The organism is Paenibacillus sp. 7541 (assembly GCF_002276395.1).
GTDB lineage: Bacteria > Bacillota > Bacilli > Paenibacillales > Paenibacillaceae > Paenibacillus_AQ > Paenibacillus_AQ campinasensis.
In genome coordinates, this window is sequence record NZ_NQLZ01000027.1 from 1 (window position 1) to 20,337 (window position 20,337).

Annotated in this window: 15 protein-coding genes; 1 reads left to right on the plus strand and 14 read right to left on the minus strand. The window is 51.0% G+C overall.

The window, feature by feature from the left end:
- Positions 1-170: 170 nt before the first annotated feature.
- The 8 genes from CHH75_RS16760 to gyrA form a co-directional block, all read right to left on the minus strand.
- A complete protein-coding gene (locus tag CHH75_RS16760) occupies positions 171-1,283 on the minus strand; it encodes an HD-GYP domain-containing protein (protein WP_095266633.1) in 1,113 nt (370 codons plus the stop codon).
- A 354-nt stretch (positions 1,284-1,637) separates the two neighbouring features.
- Entirely contained in the window at positions 1,638-3,131 is a 1,494-nt protein-coding gene (locus CHH75_RS16765) for an alpha-N-arabinofuranosidase (protein ID WP_095398714.1), read from the minus strand.
- An 85-nt stretch (positions 3,132-3,216) separates the two neighbouring features.
- Positions 3,217-4,041, minus strand: a complete 825-nt coding sequence (locus CHH75_RS16770) for a carbohydrate ABC transporter permease (protein ID WP_095266635.1) — start codon at positions 4,039-4,041, stop codon at positions 3,217-3,219.
- Positions 4,038-4,922, minus strand: a complete 885-nt coding sequence (locus CHH75_RS16775; protein ID WP_095266636.1) for a carbohydrate ABC transporter permease — start codon at positions 4,920-4,922, stop codon at positions 4,038-4,040. Before CHH75_RS16775 ends, CHH75_RS16770 begins: the two co-directional genes overlap by 4 nt.
- Positions 4,923-4,951: 29 nt before the next feature.
- A complete protein-coding gene (locus CHH75_RS16780; protein WP_095266637.1) occupies positions 4,952-6,223 on the minus strand; it encodes an ABC transporter substrate-binding protein in 1,272 nt (423 codons plus the stop codon).
- Positions 6,224-6,341: 118 nt separating this feature from the next.
- Entirely contained in the window at positions 6,342-7,880 is a 1,539-nt protein-coding gene (locus CHH75_RS16785) for a helix-turn-helix domain-containing protein (protein WP_095398715.1), read from the minus strand.
- The gene (locus CHH75_RS16790; protein ID WP_095266639.1) at positions 7,877-9,709 is read right to left on the minus strand and encodes a cache domain-containing sensor histidine kinase; all 1,833 of its coding nucleotides are present in this window, start codon (positions 9,707-9,709) and stop codon (positions 7,877-7,879) included. The genes CHH75_RS16785 and CHH75_RS16790 overlap by 4 nt, the downstream gene beginning before the upstream one ends.
- Positions 9,710-9,874: 165 nt before the next feature.
- Positions 9,875-12,367 carry a DNA gyrase subunit A gene (gene gyrA, locus CHH75_RS16795; RefSeq protein ID WP_095266640.1) on the minus strand — a complete coding sequence of 831 codons (2,493 nt, stop codon included), beginning with the start codon at positions 12,365-12,367 and terminating at the stop codon, positions 9,875-9,877.
- A 433-nt stretch (positions 12,368-12,800) separates the two neighbouring features.
- Here gyrA and CHH75_RS16800 point away from each other — a divergent pair, with 433 nt between their 5' ends.
- Complete coding sequence (locus CHH75_RS16800; RefSeq protein ID WP_095266641.1) at positions 12,801-13,634, plus strand: YheC/YheD family protein; 834 nt, start codon at positions 12,801-12,803, stop codon at positions 13,632-13,634.
- Positions 13,635-13,682: 48 nt separating this feature from the next.
- Here the strand turns inward: CHH75_RS16800 and gyrB are convergent, their stop codons facing one another.
- The 6 genes from gyrB to dnaA all read right to left on the minus strand — a co-directional run bounded on the left by gyrB (position 13,683) and on the right by dnaA (position 20,034).
- On the minus strand, positions 13,683-15,593 hold the full coding sequence (gyrB, locus tag CHH75_RS16805; protein WP_095266642.1) for a DNA topoisomerase (ATP-hydrolyzing) subunit B: 1,911 nt from the start codon (positions 15,591-15,593) through the stop codon (positions 13,683-13,685).
- 26 nt (positions 15,594-15,619) lie between these two features.
- Positions 15,620-15,871 carry an extracellular matrix regulator RemB gene (remB, locus tag CHH75_RS16810; RefSeq protein WP_095266643.1) on the minus strand — a complete coding sequence of 84 codons (252 nt, stop codon included), beginning with the start codon at positions 15,869-15,871 and terminating at the stop codon, positions 15,620-15,622.
- 15 nt (positions 15,872-15,886) lie between these two features.
- The gene (gene recF, locus CHH75_RS16815) at positions 15,887-16,999 is read right to left on the minus strand and encodes a DNA replication/repair protein RecF (RefSeq protein WP_095266644.1); all 1,113 of its coding nucleotides are present in this window, start codon (positions 16,997-16,999) and stop codon (positions 15,887-15,889) included.
- A 54-nt stretch (positions 17,000-17,053) separates the two neighbouring features.
- Positions 17,054-17,269: a S4 domain-containing protein YaaA gene (yaaA, locus tag CHH75_RS16820; RefSeq protein ID WP_095398716.1), complete on the minus strand. Its 216-nt coding sequence runs from the start codon at positions 17,267-17,269 to the stop codon at positions 17,054-17,056.
- 73 nt (positions 17,270-17,342) lie between these two features.
- The gene (gene dnaN, locus CHH75_RS16825; RefSeq protein ID WP_095266646.1) at positions 17,343-18,485 is read right to left on the minus strand and encodes a DNA polymerase III subunit beta; all 1,143 of its coding nucleotides are present in this window, start codon (positions 18,483-18,485) and stop codon (positions 17,343-17,345) included.
- A 202-nt stretch (positions 18,486-18,687) separates the two neighbouring features.
- Positions 18,688-20,034: a chromosomal replication initiator protein DnaA gene (gene dnaA / locus CHH75_RS16830; protein ID WP_095266647.1), complete on the minus strand. Its 1,347-nt coding sequence runs from the start codon at positions 20,032-20,034 to the stop codon at positions 18,688-18,690.
- Positions 20,035-20,337: the final 303 nt, after the last annotated feature.

Genomic DNA, 20,337 nt, shown 5'->3' on the forward strand with positions numbered 1-20,337 from the left:
CTGCTTCGTTACCGGCGAATCTCGTTCGCATCAGCAACTCTTATAATATATCACAACCAGATTCACATCGCAAGCTTTTTTTTGAACATTTATTCTGGCGATGATTGCTGCCGTTTAAAGCGGCAAGAAATAATATAACATAGCATTTCCTTCAGGTCAATTCATAAACACTAGTAAATAACTTCCTGTATGAAAAGATGACGCTGCTGAGCCAGATTCACGATCTCCCCGTGTACGGAAACCATCGGTCTTGTTGGATGCTTGCTATCCGTAAATACGATCTCGCCCAGGCTTCCATTGCTGAGGCGTACCCTCATGCCGTGATGGAACGAGGTCAGTCTTTGAATAAAGGTCTGCACCAGCATCGGATCAAGCTTGCCGAAGGATTCAAGATGGAGCTGCTCGAGCACGGCGTAAGATGACTGTGCGTTGCGGTGGAACTTATCGAGAGTCATCGCATGGAACACATCGGTTACGGCGACGATTTTGGCATACATATGAATTCGGCTTCCCTCCAGTTTAAGGGGATAGCCTGTTCCGTCGACTTTCTCATGATGCTGCAGCGCTGCAAGCCGAACTCCTTCATTTACAGCCGCTACATTTTTCAAAATCTGATAACCGTACGTCGTATGCCTGCGCACCTCTTCCTGCTCCTCCTGTGTCAGCTTGGATGGCTTGTTCAGGATAATCGGGTCAATCCTCACGTTCCCGATGTCATGCAGCAGTCCTGCAAATGCAACCTGCATCCATTCCTTCTCCGGAAGACCAACCCACTGCGCCAGCTTGTACGAGGAGAGCGCACATAGAACGGCATGGTGATACCGGTAATCGTGCCTGTTCGTCACGCGGGGAATGAACTTGAGCGCATAATAGTCCTTCTGATGCTCAAGAAGCTGCTGCATTTGTCGCCGTACTTCATACATATGAAGCTCGCCGGTAATGGCAGACTGATAGCATCGTTTAATGAGGGCCAGCATCTTGTCATATTCCTCATGCAGAGATTGTTCCTTCCGGGCTGACGACTCTTCCTCGGCACTCGCTTGAGGCTGCTCACTGAACAGCAAGGACGGCTTCTGTCCCGCTGATTTCACAGTAGGCACTCTCGTGCTGTCCCCTTCGACAGATTCCACCGTCACTTGCTCCACCATAAAAGCTTTAAGCACCTCAATATCACGGGGAAGAAGAACCTTTCCTTTTTGCATTAAAAGGCCGCCCAAAGGCGTGTATACGTCTTCAGCCAGCTTGATACCGATCTGTAAATCACTAACGGTTTTGATCGTCATGATTCATTGCCCTCTCCATCTTCTTCGGACTGCCGCGCAGCCTTCATCACCTTATTCCTATTCCATATTATAGTTCTTGTCCCTCGGCCTGCACAATATCGGTTTCCAAGATAGTATCTCGATATCACAATTCCCGAGCTGCTCTTGAGCGAAATCCATCCAGTACGAGAATCCTGCAAAATGCAGCAGCATCCCGGTCATATCTGCCTTGGCACATGACCGGGATGCTGTCTTATGACTGATTGTAACTTCCTCTATTCTCTTCTGAGCCACCCTACAATCGCTTCGGCTTCTATCATCGTTAAGCGTCGAGAAGAAGCTGTCGTTTCACTGAACAGGTTCAGCCCCACATCCTTATGGCTGAACGGAGATGGTGACAACCGACATCGGCGGAAGCTGGACCGCAAGCGCTCCTTGTTCAACTGCAACGCCGGTGAACGGTGCCGGTTGCACAGCATTCGGATGCTCGAACGTATTATGCGCATCCATCCGGTCTGCGGTAATGATGCTGCCCGACACTGCCGCTGAATGCAGGGCATCCATGCCGCGGAGCTCCAGCTTCAGGTCCGCCTTCTGTTGATGATCAATATTGCACAAGCTGATATGAATAGCACCTGCGGAATTTCGTGATGCGGATACGGTGACCTGTGGCAGACGGTGCCCCTCATATTCATAGGTGCCGAAGGAAGATGCGACTGGCAGCAGTTCTGCATCCTGATGCACTTTAAACATATTGAACACATGATAGGTAGGCGTCAGCAGCATATCCTGCCCTTCCGTCAGGATCATTGCCTGCAGCACATTGACGGTCTGCGCGATATTGGTCATCTGTACACGATCCGCGTGGTGATGGAAGATGTTTAGATGCAGGCCGGCCACCAGCGCATCGCGGATCGTATTCTGCTGATACAGGAAGCCCGGATTGGTGCCTGGCTCCACATCATACCAGGTTCCCCATTCATCGATAATGAGACCGACCCGCTTCTCCGGATCATACTTGTCCATAATCGCGCTGTGCTTCGTAATCAGCTCATCCATATACAGCGCTTTCTTCATCGTCATGAACCATTCGTCCTCCGGAAACCCTAACGCAGAGCCTTTGCCGAGGAAAAAATCGCCCGGAACCGTGTAATAATGCAAGCTGAGTCCGTCCATATACGCACCGGCATTGCTCATCAGCACTTCCGTCCAGTTGTAATCGTCGGTATTGGCTCCACCGGCGATTTTGTACACCTTGTTGTCCCCGTAGTTCCTTACGTATGTCTGATATTGACGGTACAGATCTGCATAATATTCCGGCCGCATATTGCCGCCGCAGCCCCAGTTCTCGTTGCCTACCCCGAAATATTTCAGCTTCCACGGCTCTGCTCTGCCGTTATCGCGCCGCCAGTCCGCCATCGGAGACTCGCCGTCAAACGTCATATACTCAACCCACTCGGACATTTCCTGCACGGTCCCACTGCCGACATTGCCGCAGATGTAAGGTTCACATTCCAGCAGCTCACACAGCAGCATGAACTCATGCGTACCGAAGTGATTGTTCTCGATCACGCCGCCCCAGTTGGTGTTCACCATCCGTTTGCGCTCATCTCTTGGACCGATGCCGTCCTTCCAGTGATATTCATCAGCGAAACAGCCGCCCGGCCACCGCAATACCGGAATCTGAAGCTGTTTCAGAGCAGCCAGGACATCGTTCCTTATTCCCTTCGTATTGGAGATTGGTGAATCCTCCCCTACCCATATTCCTTCATAAATGCATCTGCCAAGATGTTCGGCAAAATGACCATATATATTTCGATTAATGATGCCTTTAGGCATATCTACATTAATTATTGCTTGATGGGCCATTCTATCAACAACCTCCTAATATGGATACCTGCACAGATGCCCGTCTCCACCAGCCTTGTGGAGACGGGCATGGCCTAACAGTCACTTATCCTTTGACCGCTCCGCCAACGATACCTTTCACGATCTGCTTCTGCATGAAGATGAAGAAGATGAATACCGGGATCAGCGTAATGACCGTCATTGTCATGAACATCGGCCAGTTAACGGTAAACTCTCCCTTGGCTCTGTAAATTTCCAGAACAAGCGTTGTATTCTCCCGAGTGCTGAGAAACAGCATCGGGGACAAGAAGTCGTTCCAGATCCACATGGTTTGAAATACGGCACTGGTTACCGTGATCGGTTTAAGCAGCGGCAGAATAATTCGCCAGAAGATGCCCTGAATGGAGCATCCGTCGATCGTCGCTGCCTCCGACAGATCCTTCGGAATCGTCCTCATGTAACCAAGTATCAGGAAGAAGACGAATACCGAGCCTCCCAGATACAACGTGACAAGCCCATACAATCTGTCGATCAGCCGAAACTGGGTCATGAGCTGGAATAATGGCACCAACAGAGTTTGAAAAGGAACCATGAACCCGAGCAGCAGGTATACCATAATCATCCGGTTCAAGCGGGTGCGGTTGTATACCATGGGGTATGCCGCCATTGCTCCGATCAGAACCATCAGGACGACGGAGGTTACAGTGAGGAACAAGCTGTTGCCGAAGCTGCGCAGGATTGGCGTCTCCTCAAACACTCTGGCATAGTTCGAGAACACCCACTCCGTAGGCAAGCTTAGCGGACTTCTCAGTGTCTCCATCTCTGTCTTGAAGGTGTTGACAATAATGATGTAGAAGGGGAAGAACATCAGCAACCCGATCGGCAGCATGAGGACGTCAAGCAGCCAATGGTTCCGGTTTGATTGTCTCATTGCATGCGTTCCTCCCTTCGTTGCATCAGATTGAACTGCAGGAAGCCTATCACAAGCACGATCAGGAAGAAGACGACGGAGATGGCCGAAGCCAGACCAAACTGGGCTTCCGAGATCCCTCGCAGCACAATAACGTGTGTAATGGTGTGCGTTTCGAATCCAGGACCTCCATTCGTCAAAGCAAACGGAATTTCGTATACCTTCAGTCCGTTCGTAATCAGCAGCAGAATGCTGACCGTCATGGCTGGGGCAAGCAGTGGTATCGTCAGATACCGGATTTGCTGCCATCTGCTGGCCCCGTCAATGGATGCCGCCTCATAGAAATCACGAGGAATGGACTGCAGAAAGGCCAGATAAATGATGGCATGCCAACCCGTCACCGCCCATACAGCAACCACAATCGTCGATATTTTGGCCAATACAGGATCCGATAACCAAGGCTGCGGTCCGCTGCCGAACAGCTCGCGCAGGATGGTATTCAAGATTCCCGAAGGAACCGGGGCAAAGATAAAGCCCCAGACGAAGGCCAACAGCAATCCGCTCGGTATCGACGGGAAGAAGAATACCGCTCTGAGCACATTTTTACTCAGAAATTTCTGGTCCAGGATGAGCGCCAGCGGAATCGCCAGCAGCGTTACCAGCACTGTCGTTGCTACCGCAAACAGTACGGTGAAGGAAATCCCGGACATAATCGCCGGATCGGCAAACAGTCTGGCATAATTTCTTAATCCGATAAAATCGTAATTGTTCGAATACCCGTTGAAATTCGTCAGGCTCAGTGTAAATGAACGGATGAGCGGATAGATCGTGAACAATGTGTAGATTACCAGAATCGGAATCAGAAACACCTGGTATTGCAGCTGACGCATAAATTTACCCATGTTCATCTTCCTTTCAGGCGCGTTACCCCTTAGTAGTTCTCCATTTCTTCAAATTTTCTATCTATGGCTTGAATGGCTTCATCCACTGAAATCTTGCCTACAGCCACATCTTGCGTGGAGACCACGAACTGGTTTCTTAACGCTTCCTGATATCTTGGCCATGTCACCATCGGAAGATAGATATTGCCCTCGATCAATCCTTCTTCATAAGCCTGCTGCAGCGCAGGATGAACTTCCGCTTCAAATCCTTCGGCTGTCATAATCAATCCGGTGCCTTCATAGAACAGCTGCAGCCCCTCTTCACTGCTCAAGTATTCCAGGAATAACAGAGCTTCCTCTTGGCGCGGTGTTTTGCTGTTTACTGCGAAGCCGACACCCGGCGCACCTACATAATAGCGCTGACCCTCTTCGAATCCTGGCAGCCCCATAACACCATAGTCGAGGTCCGGCGTTTGATCCAGCTTATCAAGCACCCAAGGTCCGCTGAAGAACATCGCCACATTGCCGAGGGCAAATTCACTTTCGACCTGCTCACCCGTCAGACCGATCATATCCGGCGTCAGGATCCCTGTATCAATAAGGTCCCGCTTCCATACGTTGAACACTTCCGTCCATCCGTCGGCGAATGTTTTCTCTCCGGCGAAGATTTTGTCATCGAATTCAGGATCCTGGGACAATACCATATTTCCGTACAAAGCAGAGTGCACTTGCGTTAAATCCTGCATATTGTCGTACAGTGGAATAATGCCCGCCTCTTTCAGCTTGAGGCATACTTCCACGAACTCATCCCAGGTCTGCGGGAGTTCTGTAATGCCCGCTTGCTCAAACAGCGCCTTGTTATAGAACCATCCGCCTACCCAGCCGTTTTGGGTGAAGGCGTACGTTCTTCCGTCCTTGCTCAACATCGGTTTGTTGCTGTCGAGCATTACCTCCATAAACGGATAATCCGTCAGATCAAGCGCATGCCCTCCATCGATAATCTCATTCCGATTCTCTGCCGCAATCATAAAAATATCGGTAGCCGAATCTGACAGCAGCATCGTCTGCAGCTTGGATATATAGTCTCTTACTGGAGGAGCGAACTGGAAGTCAAAGGTAATATGCGGATACTTCTCCTGGAAGCCTTGCAGAACAGGCTTCATTTCTGACTCATTGTTCCACGCCAGAATACTCAATTTCACTTGATTGGGTTCGGAAGCGCTTCCGTTATTGCCCGTAGCCGAGTCATTATTACTCCCGCACGCCCCCAAAATGACCGATACCAGCATAACCACCACGAACAGCAGTGACTTTCTTTTCACTTGTAACGTCCCCCTCTTTGGATTGTTGTAAGCACTTTCATCGACTACAAGCTTACCTCTATTCCGTGACTGGTTGAATTCATATTGTTGCGCAATTTCTTGTATTTCGTTGCGCAGCTTAATGATCATTCTGACGGGACTGGCGGTACTGTTTAGGGGACATCCCGTAGTACTTCTTAAACGTTCGGCTGAAATGACTCTCGTCCACAAAACCGGTAACGGAAGCGATCAGGCTGTTCTTCTCATCCGTGCGTATCAGCAAGTCAGCAGCCTTCTCTACTCTGACCTGAAGGACATAGTTCCAATAATTGATGTCCATCTCCTGTTTAAATAAGCGGCTGAGCTGGAACTTGTCAATCCCGAACCGGTCGGCGATGACCTGCAAGGACAGATCCTCGCCATAATTCAGATCGATATACTGCTTGATCCGCATCATTAAGTCTACCGCCGGATTCACACCCTTGATGCTGTCCGCAATGCTGGTAAGAAACTCGTTGAACAGCTGCTCCAGTTGTGTCACATGGCGGCATTGCCTCAGATCCTCCATAGCCATCGTATGCCGTCCGCTTGTCGTTCCCGCCATGCGGGGGCTGGATTGGGCGATCGCGTAGAGCATATGCAGCACGATGGAATATACGCCTTCCGGGTGGATCTGCAAACTGCGGATTTGACGGAACAGATCTGCACTCAGCTTCTTGGCCGCTTCAAGATTGAAATCATGGACGACCATCTCCCGGAAAGCCTGTTCGACTGGCTGGAAGTCCGCCATCCGCCATTCTTGCGAAACAACCACCTCTCCGTATACGTTGACCGGATCATCGGTATAGAAGCCTGCCATAAGCGCTTCTTCACTTCTCTTCACCAGCTCTAGCAATCTGTGAGCGGAATCACCGGTAACTGCCATCAGCGGGCTGACGCCGATCATAACCGGGATATCTTGTAGGCACTGCGCTAATTCCTGTGTCTGACCCCGTCCGCTGGCACCAACCAGCCGGGAGAGCTCCTTCAGTTGATCCATGTCCATCATGCTGTCCAGTCCAACCAGAACACTGTAATAATCCTGGCTTCTCCGATAGATGATCGGTGGAATTACTGAGCTCGTCCAGAGCAACTGTTCCCGGAGCTGAGATTCGCTTACATCCGCGGCATTCAACAGATCAAGGACAGCGATATACTGAATTTGCAGCAGATTTAAGGCCCGTTTGACCTTAGCGATGCTTGCCGATTCCAGCGTCCTGGTATGCACAAGCTTCCCGAACTCCCGGGACAGCTTAGATATCTCTTCTTCTCGAATGGTGCTCAGCAGCTCTTGAATGGTGGCTGTCAGTGACACGATATCTACCGGCTTAAGCAAATATTGATACACTTCGAGCCTCAGAGCGTCCCGTGCATAACTGAATTCGTCATGAGCGCTCAGAATAATCGTTTTAGGCTTCTTAACCGTCTCATCCAGCTGCCGCAACGTCTCGATACCGGTCATATAGGGCATCTGAATATCAAGAATGACCACGTCCGGCAGAAATTCCTCTAGTAGCTGTAAGGTTTCCCGACCGTCATAAGCATGCTTCTTCTCGGTAATGCCAAGCGCAGTCCAGTCCATCGTTTTGTCCAAAAAAGTATGCAGAGACTTCTGATCATCCGCAATCAGTAATTTCATTCCGTTCTCCCCCCTTCTCTGCTTCGGGCAGGCACGACGAGATATACCCAGGTGCCGGCTTGCCTGCGGCTGCGAATCCGAAGACCATAATCGCTGCCATAGTTCAGCTTGATGCGGTGATTGACATTGTACAAGCCAATGTTTCCAACGTCTTGATCAGGCTTCTCAATCTGCTGCCTGAGGGCTCTCAGCTCCTGTCTGTCCATCCCCTCGCCCGTGTCGCCAATGGCAATTAGGAGCCCCTTCTTCACCTTGACAGCGCTGATGCATATCGTCCCCTCTCTGCGATCTTCGCCAAATCCATGCCGGATGCAGTTCTCTACAATTGGCTGGAGCAGGAGCTTCGGAATGTTCACCTGCAGCACGTCCTCATCCGGAATATGCTGCTTCACGGTTATACGGTCATCGTATTTCTTGTTCATGATGTATAAATAGTCATTCAACTGCTTCAGTTCGGTATGAAGCGTTACCAGTTCGCCGGTCTGCCGCAGCGAATACCGGAACAGGTTGCTGAGCGACAGCACAATCCGGTTGGAGGACTCAATGTTACCGCATACAATCTCGGTTTGCAGAAGCTGTAGCGTATTAAACAGAAAGTGCGGGTTGATCTGTGCCTGCAGCGCCTTCAGCTCTTCTTCCTTCAAAGCAATTTGTGTTAAATAGTTCTGCTGGATCAGAAGGTCGATCCGGTCCATTAATTCTTTGAATTTGGTGCCAATGATGTTGATCTCCCGGTACTGATAGTTTTTGTTTCGGATGTACAGCATGTCATCGGTTCCGATTTTGTTCAGCGTCCGCAGCAGTCCCTGCAGCGGACGGGATATCCGGAAGGTTACCGCCAGACTGATCAGCACGTTCAGCACAAGGCACAGATATAAAATGCGGTTCAGATTGGATTTGAGCGGAGCCGACTGGCTCGTAATTTCCGTCATGGGGATCGCAGAGATCATCATCCATCCTTCAATCACAGTAGGCTGGTAAATGATCAGATGTTCCTCCCCAAATAGCTGTTCGCGGAAATTGCCTGATTTCTCAAGATAGATGTTATCGATGCCTGCAAAATGCATCGTTTGGCCAATTTCTGCACTATCCTGATGTACGATAATCCGCCGGTGCTCGTCGATCATAAAGATGTTCGCCTGACTCTGGTACATGCTGCGTTCAAACATGCTGTTCACTTTCTGCAAGTCCAGATTCGCGATAACCGAGCCAAGTACCTCCCGGCGGTATCCTTTCACCTGCATCGCCACAGATAACGTGGGCTTTCCGTAACGGGAAATGTCCGAGTTCATGTAGTAGTCCTGGTTATGAATCCCGAGGCTGAAGAAATAGTCCCCCTGCCGGGACTCGAACGACTCCAGGGCCCAAGTCTGTTCGGTAAAGGGATAATCCCACCAGAGTGAGCTGCGCGCATTCAAATTATTCACATAGCCGTTCTTGCCCAGAATCAGCACATCGCTGATGAGCGACTGGTAGGTGTTGATACTCTGCATGATCTCCGAGATGTTCCGTTCATGTTGAAGCAGATAAGCCATGTCGGGAATCTCGTCCTGCCTGAGAATGGCTCCCACCGACTGATTGCTTGCCAGAACAAGCAGCGACCGCTTGGTCTCCTCCAGATAGAAGCTGATTCCCTGGGCCGCCTGCTCCATCACCTTATTGCTTGAACGTATGACCTCTTCGGTAATCATACGGGTGGAATCGCGAATCGACAGAATGCCGAGCAGCAGAAGCAGCAGCATGTTGCCAAGCAGATAATAGATCAGGAAGGTCCGGTAAATCGTTTTTTCCAGAACAAAATTACGTATAAAGTGCATCATCTTCTTCATGCCATAAACCCCGATTTCGTCATAATCTCTCCAAGAGAAAGTAAACGCTATCAATATACCATAAGTAAAGCCTATCAAGACAAACCATTGTCATTCAATATAAAAATAAAAGAGCACAGATGCTGGGCGCATCCATGCTCTCTATGCTCTAGATAAAACGAAGGCTTATTCAGACTCTGGCGTTTCCATCTCGTCATGATGGTCTCCGCCATCCTCATCTTCGTGATCCGGTTCATCACTCTTATCTGCATGACATACCGTGCCGACCGAGTCGTCCTCACGGATATTAATCAGCTTGACGCCCTGAGCATACCGGCCCATGGAGGAGATGCCCTCGATGCTGGTCCGGATCAGGGTGCCCGTCGCTGTAATGATCATCAGATCCTGCTCCGATTTTACCACCTTCAGAGCAACGACAGGGCCGTTCTTCTCGGTGATGCTGATCGTTTTGATCCCTTTACCACCGCGGGTCTGCACACGATAATCACCTGCTGGTGTCCGTTTGCCGTAGCCCTTGGTCGTGACGATCAGGATATCCAGCTCCGGATCGACAACGTCCATGCCGATGACGCTGTCGCCCTCGTCCAGGGTGATCCCCTTCACACCGGTCGCGCTGCGTCCCATAGAACGCACATCGCTCTCCTCGAAGCGGATCGACATGCCGTGGGCTGTACCCATGATGATCTCCTGCTGGCCGTCGGTCAGCTTCACATCGATCAAGGAATCGTCTTCGCGCAGATTAATCGCGATCAGACCGCCCTTGCGGATATTGACGTAATCCTCAAGCGGCGTTTTCTTCACGACACCCTGACGGGTAGCGAAGAACAGGAACTTATCCATATCGAAGCTTTCCACCGGAATGACGGCATTGACCGTTTCTCCCTGCTCAATCTGGATCAGGTTGATGATCGGCGTGCCGCGAGCGGTCCGGCTTAGCTCTGGAATCTCGTAGGCCTTCAGGCGATAAGCCTTACCCTTGTCCGTGAAGAACATCAGGTAATGATGGGAGTTCGTGACGAAGAGATGCTCAACGAAATCCTCGCTCTTCGTTTCCATCCCGACAACCCCGCGGCCGCCCCGCTTCTGGCTTCGATACGTATTGACCGGCAGACGTTTCACATAACCGGTATGCGTAATCGTAATGACCACTTCCTCGCGAGGAATCAGGTCCTCGTCCAGAATGCTGTCCTCACCCACCGTAATTTCAGTGCGGCGCTCGTCAGCGAAACGCTCCTTGATCTCCTGCAGCTCGTCGTTGATAATCTGGAGAACAAGCTGTTCGTTCGACAGAATCTCACGCAGCTCTGCGATGCGCAGCAGCAGCTCCTGATATTCGCTCTCGATCTTCTCGCGTTCGAGTCCGGTCAGACGCTGCAGGCGCATATCCAGGATGGCCTGGGCCTGCTCTTGGCTAAGGCCGAATCGTTCCATCAGGCCATCGCGTGCGGCTTCCGTCGTCTGCGATCCGCGGATCAGGGCGATGACTTCGTCCAGATGATCCAGCGCGATCCGCAAACCTTCCAGAATGTGCGCGCGGGCCTCGGCTTTTTTCAGCTCGAATTCAGTACGGCGGCGAATAACCGATACCTGATGCTCCAAATAATAATGCAGAACATCGCGCAAATTCAGGATTTTAGGCTCGTTGTTCACGATCGCCAGCATGTTGATCCCGAAGTTGGACTGCATCGCCGTATGCTTATACAGGTTATTCAGCACAACGTTCGGATTGACGTCCCGGCGCAGCTCGATGACAATCCGCATGCCGTTACGGTCAGATTCATCACGCAGATCGGTAATGCCGTCTATGCGCTTCTCCCGAACGAGCTCAGCGATTTTCTCCACCAAGCGCGCCTTGTTCACTTGATACGGAATCTCGTGCACAACGATACGCGCTTTGTTGTTGTTCTCTTCGATGGTTGCCTTGGCGCGCATCGTGACAGAGCCGCGGCCCGTACGATAAGCTTGACGGATGCCTTCGCGTCCCAGAATGTAACCCGCAGTCGGGAAGTCCGGGCCCTGAATGTATTCCATGAGCTCCATCGGTGTAATATCCGGATTACGAATCATCGCCTGAACGCCATCGATAACCTCACCGAGGTTATGCGGCGGGATATTGGTGGCCATCCCGACCGCGATCCCTGAGACCCCGTTAACAAGCAGGTTCGGGAAGCGGGCAGGCAGAACGACAGGCTCATGCTCCTCACCGTCATAGTTGGGTGCAAAATCAATCGTCTCTTTATTAATATCACGCAGCATTTCCATCGCAATTTTTGATAAACGGGCTTCCGTGTACCGCATTGCCGCTGCCATATCTCCGTCAATGGAACCGAAGTTACCATGACCGTCAACGAGCATGTAACGCATGGAGAAGTCCTGCGCCATCCGGACCATGGATTCATACACCGCGGAATCACCGTGCGGATGGTACTTACCGATAACCTCGCCAACGATCCTTGCCGATTTCTTGTACGGTTTGTCCGGGGCCATGCCGAGTTCCGACATCGCATAAAGAATACGACGGTGAACCGGCTTCATTCCGTCCCGCACATCTGGCAAAGCCCGGCTGACAATGATGCTCATCGCATAATCCATAAAGGATTCGCGCATCTCCTCACCAATGTCCCGATCTTTGATTTGGGAGAAATTTTCTTCCGCCATGCTGGACCTCCTTCATTTTCAATCAACCAAGCCTTGCTCTATATGAAAAAAGCAGAATAATGATCAGAAAACTATAAATGCACCATTTTCTATTATATTACTTTCACAAACCGTTCACAATTAAACCCAGCGCTTGGCTGTGTGAATGTATGTTTTTGTACCGGAAGTCGGGATATACGCCCTGTCCTCCGTGCTTCCTTTCACATACAATGCAGTGCAAAGTATTTCGAATCATCACATCTGTATATTATACCACTATTTGTTTTTCTTGTCCTATGTTTTCACGCGGCAGGACTTGCCGGAGGCGCGATAAGACCTTATATCGGCTGATGGAAGCCGCGCCCGGGAGTACTTCCTGTCACGAGTATACACTTAGGTTCGTTTGAGCATCGGAACAGCTGGAGCACGAAATCAACGGAAAGGATGAAGATCATTGGCTATACAGCGCGTAGCAAGCAAGTGGGCGAAAACGAAAATACTTCTCCAGAACAAAGGGATTGCCGCTTACATTCCTACAACCCGCCGCTATTCCATAGAGGCCCTTAGAGAACTGCTCGCCGCACATACGGTGGTATACATCAAGCCCGACCGTGGAACCTACGGGATTGGCGTTATGTCCGTTGAGATCGTTCCGCCGGAGAAATCCTCCGAGAACAGTGATCTTCAGGACAGCCAGAGCATCGCGGAATCCGCTTCCCCTTCCTACAGGCTTCGTTACGAACAGAAGAAGGAGACCTTCTCCTCCATCGAAGCCTTGCACAAAACGCTAAAGTCGCTGATCAACAAGCGCGAATATCTTGCTCAGCAGGGCATAGACCTGCTGAGGTTCGAGGGCCGGCCATTCGACCTCCGGGTGCTGACGCAGAAAACGCCGACGGGGCAATGGGCAACCACGGGCATCATCGGCCGCGTCGCAGCCAAGAACAAAATTGTGACTAACCATCACAGCGGCGGCATCGTCAAGCATTTCAAAACGCTGATGTCGGAGCATATGAACGCGGAGGAGATTGAGAACATCCGTCAGGAGCTGAAAATACTGGGGGTGAACGTCGCAGCCCAGCTGCAAAAATCATATCCCCGTCTCAAGGAGATCGGACTCGACGTGGCGATTGACAGCCGCTGGAACATTTGGATTCTCGAGGTAAATACTAGACCGGCTCTGTTTCCGTTCAAGAAATTCTTCAAAGACCCCAGCATCTACAACACGGTCAGAAAATATGCGCAGGCCTACGGCCGCAAGCTGCCTGACGCCAAAAAGGCCCGCTAGCACAAAAAAATCCCTTACTGCTTGAGGGCAGTAAGGGACAGGGCATATTTACACGTCCAGATTGCGCACCGACTTGGCATGCTCCTGGATAAAGTCACGCCGTGGTTCCACGTTGTCACCCATCAGCGTGTCGAACAACGTATCTGCGAGCATCGCGTCCTCGATGGTAACCTGGAGCATCGTCCGGCTCTCAGGGTCCATCGTCGTTTCCCACAGCTGCGTGGCGTTCATCTCACCCAAACCTTTGTAACGCTGGATATTCAGCTTCACATTCTCGCCGAACTCCTTAATGATCTCATCCCGCTCTTTCTCGCTGCCTGCATACCGCACCACTTTGTTGCGTTCGATCTTGAAGAGCGGCGGCTGGGCAATATACACGTATCCCGCTTCCAGCAGCTTGCGCATGTAGCGGTAGAAGAACGTCAGCAGCAGCGTGCGGATATGGGCACCGTCCACGTCGGCATCGGTCATGATGATGATTTTGTGATAACGGGCCTTGGACAGATCGAAATCATCGGCAATGCCGGTGCCAAGCGCGGTGATGATCGCCCGGATCTCCGCATTGGACAAAATGCGGTCCAGACGCGCCTTCTCGACGTTCAGGATTTTCCCCCGCAGCGGCAGGATCGCCTGGAAATGCCGATCCCGGCCCTGCTTCGCAGATCCGCCGGCGGAGTCCCCTTCGACGATGTACAGCTCACTGATCGAGGCATCCTTCGAGGAGCAGTCTGCCAGCTTGCCCGGCAGGGCGCTCACTTCGAGGGCGCTCTTACGCCGCGTCATCTCGCGCGCTTTACGGGCGGCTTCCCGGGCGCGGGAGGCCTGAAGCGCCTTGTCAAGAATGCGGCGGGACACCGACGGGTTCTCCTGCAGGAACTCCTGCAGCTTCTCGGCGAACAAGGATTCAACGATCCCGCGCACCTCGCTGTTGCCGAGCTTGGTCTTCGTCTGACCTTCGAATTGCGGCTCCGGCACCTTCACCGAGATGATCGCCGTCAATCCTTCACGCACATCGTCCCCGGACAGGTTGCCGTTGTTGTCCTTGATCGCGCCGGTCTTGCGGGCGTAATCGTTAATGATCCGCGTCAACGCACTCTTGAAGCCGGATTCATGCGTACCGCCCTCGTGCGTGTTAATGTTGTTGGCAAACGAGTAAATATTCTCGGTGTAGCTGTCGTTGTATTGCAGCGCAATTTCAACCTGAATATTGTCACGCGCGCCTTCCACATAGATCGGCTCCTCATGCAGAGCCTCCTTCTTGTCGTTCAAAAATCGGACGTACTCGATAATTCCGCCGTCGTATTTAAACGAATCGAAGGCACCGGTGCGCTCATCCTTCAAGGTCAGCTTGATGCCCTTGTTGAGGAAGGCCAGCTCCCGGATGCGCGTCAGCAGCGTATTGTAATCAAAAACGGTCGTTTCCGTAAAAATCTCCGGATCCGGCAGGAACGTCACGGTTGTGCCATGCTCCTCCGTGTCGCCGATGACTTTGATATCGTATTGCGGAACACCGCGGCGATATTCCTGTTGATAAATATGGCCGTCGCGTTTAACCTGAACGACAACCTGGGTCGACAAAGCATTCACAACCGATACGCCAACCCCGTGCAGACCGCCGGACACTTTGTATCCGCCGCCGCCGAATTTACCGCCGGCATGAAGCACGGTCATGACGACTTCAAGCGTCGATTTCTTGAGCTTGGCGTTCTCGCCGACCGGGATGCCGCGACCATTGTCAATCACCGTGACACTGTTATCCTCGTGCACAATAATCTCGATCGTATCGCATACGCCAGCCATCGCTTCGTCGATACTATTGTCCACTACTTCCCATACCAAATGATGCAGACCCTTGGCGCTGGTGGAGCCGATATACATCCCCGGCCGTTTCCGGACGGCTTCGAGTCCTTCCAGCACCTGAATCTGATTCTCATCATAAGTTGGTTGATTCATAGACATGCCTTCACCTACTTCTACAGATTCTGTTATGCCTGAGCTACAAACTGGCTAGCTCGCTTCTTAAGTGTCGCAGAGGAGATCGGAGAGTAATAAACGATCTGCTTCGTGACCACAATCGACTTGGGGTCTTCTTCGCCAATCCGCTCCACCACCTTATGCTGCTGGGCATGCGTGACGAACTGCTTGGAAATCTTCGAGGACTTCTCAATCGAGATGTCAAAGATCCCAACCAGCTCGGACGAACGAATGATCTTCTCACCGCCCAAATGAATATACATATGGCAACCACTCCCTTAAGAGCCCACCTGCCCGTCATGGACATGAAAAATGCTGGCACCCTTCAATTTGTCGGTATTCAAACTTTCGATTCCCGTTGCCGTGATGAATGTCTGCACTTTGCTCTGGAATGTCTCAATCAGCTGTGTCTGACGGTACGGGTCCAGTTCGGACAGCACATCGTCCAGAAGCAGGACCGGATATTCCCCGATCTCCTCCTGGATGAGTTCGATCTCCGCGAGCTTCAGCGATAATGCCGTCGTCCGCTGCTGGCCCTGCGATCCGTACGTTTGGACCTCTTTGCCGTTAATATAAAAAGCCAGATCATCTCGATGAGGACCTGCCAATGTCATACCACGCCGTATTTCTTGTTCTTTCATTTGTGATAATTTTATCATAAATCGGTCAAATAAGACAGCTTCATCTTCTTCCTCCGCGTCCGCAAAGGACGGAAGGTAGTGTAGAGACAGCTCCTCAAGGCCGTTTGTAATCCCCTGATGGATCGTTTCAGCCCATTTTTGCAATTTTTTTATAAATTGTTTCCTCTTCTTGACGATTTTAACACCATGCTCCACCAATTGGGTATCCCAGATGTCCAGCATCGCCTGCTGCGCCGCATCTTTCCCCCACAGCTGCTTGAGCAGATTGTTGCGCTGAACGAGCACCTTCTGGTACTGCTGGAGGTGGAACAGGTAGCTCGGCGCCACCTGGCCGATCTCCATGTCAAGAAACCGGCGGCGTACCCCCGGCGTTCCTTTGACAATTTCCAGATCCTCAGGTGCAAACATGACCACATTCAGCGTACCGATAAAATCGCTCAGCTTCCGCTGCTCCAGCCCGTTGATTTTGGCTTTTTTCCCCTGCTGCGACAAGGACAGCTCCAGCCTGACAGCTCCGTACTTCTTCTCTACCTCAGCCGAGATATGCGCGCTTGGCTGCTCGAAGGCGATGAGCTCCCGATCCTTGGAGGTGCGGTGGCTCTTCGTTAAGGCGAGCACGAAGAGCGCCTCCATCAGATTGGTCTTGCCCTGGGCGTTGCGCCCGATAATCAGGTTGACATCGCCGAAGGCTTCGAGCTGCAGAGCCTCATAGTTGCGGTAATGCTGCAGACTGACATTTTTGACAAACATGATATCCTCTCCCTCGTCTTCCGCTCCTTTAAGCAAGCGGCTGCGGGAGGCTGTCTATTGCGCGGCGACCTGAAAGGTCCCGCAGCCTTCCACCTTGATGATGTCGCCTGGATACAACTTGCGCCCGCGCCGGTCTTCCTTCTCATCATTGACCAAAACCGCATCCTCCGCAAGCAGCGCCTTGGCCATGCCGCCTGTGGATACGCAATCGGCCAGCTTCATAAACTGATCCAGCTTGATATATTCACTGTGGATAAAAATTTGTTTCATGTGACTTCCTTTCGCCCCTGTGGATTGGGGATAACTTTAATGGCAATGGCGTGTTCCTGGGAACAGGATCTTCTTAGTTCGCCGTCCGGTATGGCAGGATGATGTACTGGCTCTTGCTGTCATCCAGCGGCTTCAAAATAATCGGGCTCATCACGCCGACAAACGCGATCATGAGCTGCTCGCTCTCTACCACCTTCAGCACATCGAGCATATATTTCGAGTTGAACGAGATGCGCAGCGGCTCTCCCTTGAACTCGACCAGGTCCAGTTCCTCGCGGACCTTGCCAAGCTCGGAGGAGCTGGAGGAAATCTCGATGCCGCCATTTTCCATCGTCTGCAGCAGCACGATATTCGTTTTCTCCTCTCGGGAGAGCAGATAAGCGCGGTCGATCGACTCGGTTAGTTTCTTTGTATCCAAAATGAGTTCTGTTTTATGCGTGTCCGGAATAATTCTAGAAGTATCAGGATAAATGCCGTCCAAAATGCGGGAATAGAAAAGAACCCGGTCGATCTTGAACAGCACCTGATTGTCCGATACGACGATGTCCACCAGCGTATTCTGGTCCGGAATGATTTTGCTCAGCTCGTTGAGCGTTTTGCCTGCAATCACCACGTTGTTGAAACTGATATCATCCGTGCCTTCCAGGTGAATGGAGCGCGTGGCCAGACGGTGGCGGTCGGTCGCCGTAAATTTCAGCTCATTGTCAGACAGCGTCCACAGCACCCCGGTCAGAATCGGCGTCGTTTCGTTGCTGGAGATGGAGAATACCGTTTGTTTGATCATATTCTTCAGCAGGTCGCCCGGAAGGGATATCGTCTGGTTGCCTTCAATGCTTGGCAGGACAGGGAATTCCTCGGGATCAAGCCCGACCATCTGAATTTCGGTAGCGCCGGCGGAGATAAAAGTGTGGAAGTTCTCCTTCACCTCCATTTGGACATCCTGGGAAGGAAGCTTCTTGATAATCTCGACAAAAAACTTCGCAGGAAGCACGACGCTGCCCGGTTGTTCCACCTCCACGATCGTCTGTTTATCATCCTCGGCAGGAATAAACGATTGAATTGAAATATCGGTATCGCTTGCGGTCAGCGTCACGCCGGAATACGTCACGTCCAGTTTGATCCCGCTCAGAATCGGAATGGTCGTCCGGCTCGATATCGCTTTGGAAACATGCTGGATGGATTCGTTTAATGCGTTTTTCAATATGCTGATTTTCATATTTTCACTCCTTGCGGATAGATAGGGGAGGATGTTCTGCTGCAGGCGAAGCCGGTTAAGACACCCTCTTTATGGATAATATATTTATTAATTATTAATAGTATCAGTAGTAGGGACACTGAATATGTGGATAAGCCCAAGAAAGGGCATAAAATTAAGCCTATCCACATGTGTACAGATTGTGCATAGGCTTTGAACTTGTTCAGGTAGGATTTTTGATTTTCTCCGTAATGTTATTGACCACTTTGAACAGCTCCTGGTCGGTTTTCAGCGACTGGCTGATCTTCTCGTGGGCATGGATCACGGTCGTATGATCCCGTCCTCCAAATGCCTCGCCGATCTTCGGCAGGGAATAGTCGGTCAATTCACGGGACAAGTACATCGCAATCTGTCTTGGGAAGGCTACGGCTTTCGTTCTTTTGCGCGCCTTGAAGTCCTCAAGCTTCAGATTGTAGTATTCTCCGACCTTCTGCTGAATGTCCTGGATCGTGATCATTCGTGGCCGGCTGGAAGGGATAATATCCTTCAGCGCTTCGGCTGCCAGATGGGTGGTTACATCCTGATTGGTTAATGAGGAGTAGGCCACAACGCGAATCAGTGCGCCTTCGAGCTCGCGAATGTTCGTATCGATCTGATTGGCGATATACATCATCGCTTCGTTCGGTATGTCCAGGTTCTCAGCCTTCGCTTTCTTGCGAAGAATGGCGATCCGCGTCTCCAGATCCGGTGGCTGAATATCGGTGATCAGGCCCCACTCAAAGCGGGAACGAAGCCGCTCTTCAAGCGTCGGAATTTCCTTCGGCGGACGGTCACTGGAGATGATAATCTGCTTCCGTTCCTCATGCAGCGCATTGAAGGTATGGAAAAACTCCTCCTGGGTCGATTCCTTGCCGGCCAAAAACTGAATATCGTCAATGAGCAGAATGTCTACATTGCGGTATTTGTTCCGGAAACTTTCGGCACGGTTGTCTCGAATGGAGTTGATGAACTCGTTGGTGAATTTTTCTGAGGAAATATAAACGACCTTGCTGCTCGGATTATGCTCCAAAATATAATGGCCTATCGCATGCATCAAATGCGTCTTCCCTAGTCCCACGCCTCCATACAGAAACAGCGGATTGTACGCCTTGGCTGGCGCCTCCGCTACGGCAAGCGACGCCGCATGGGCAAACCGGTTGCCTGACCCGATGACAAAGGTGTCGAAGGTGTACTTCGGGTTCAGCATATGCGACTGAATCTCGTCGCTGCTGACCTCCGATACGGGGGCTGGCTGCTGGGGAACCGGATCCGCAGGCTTAGGCTCTTCAATGACAAAACGAACATCAACCTGTTTGCCGAGCACTTCATATACGGTGGAGCTCACCAGCTTCGTATATCGGCTCTCCAGCCATTCCACCGCAAAGGTGGTCGGCGCGGATATGACAACGGAATGATCGTTCAGCGTCAATGCTTTTGTAGCTTTAAACCAAGTATCAAAGCTGGGTTTGCTCAGCTTGGTCTGTATTATCGATAAAATTTCCTGCCATAATTCGGAAGTATGGCTATCCAAAACTGTCACTCCTTTAAATCTTCCAAACGTGGCCCAGAGCCAAGTTGAAAATGTCGAAAGAAAATGAATGATGTAGAATTATCCCCAGAGTTCCACCCCTGTGGAAACAAAAAAATATGGATAAATTGAAATTGTTCACAACTTTATCCACAGGCTGTTGATAATATTATCCGTTCATTCACATATTCACATCCAAAAGTAATATCATCATAGCAAAAGAAGGGCTTATTTTCAATGTATGTCGCTAATTTATCCACAAATTCAATACGTTGTGCATAAATCTTATTCACACCACTATATATT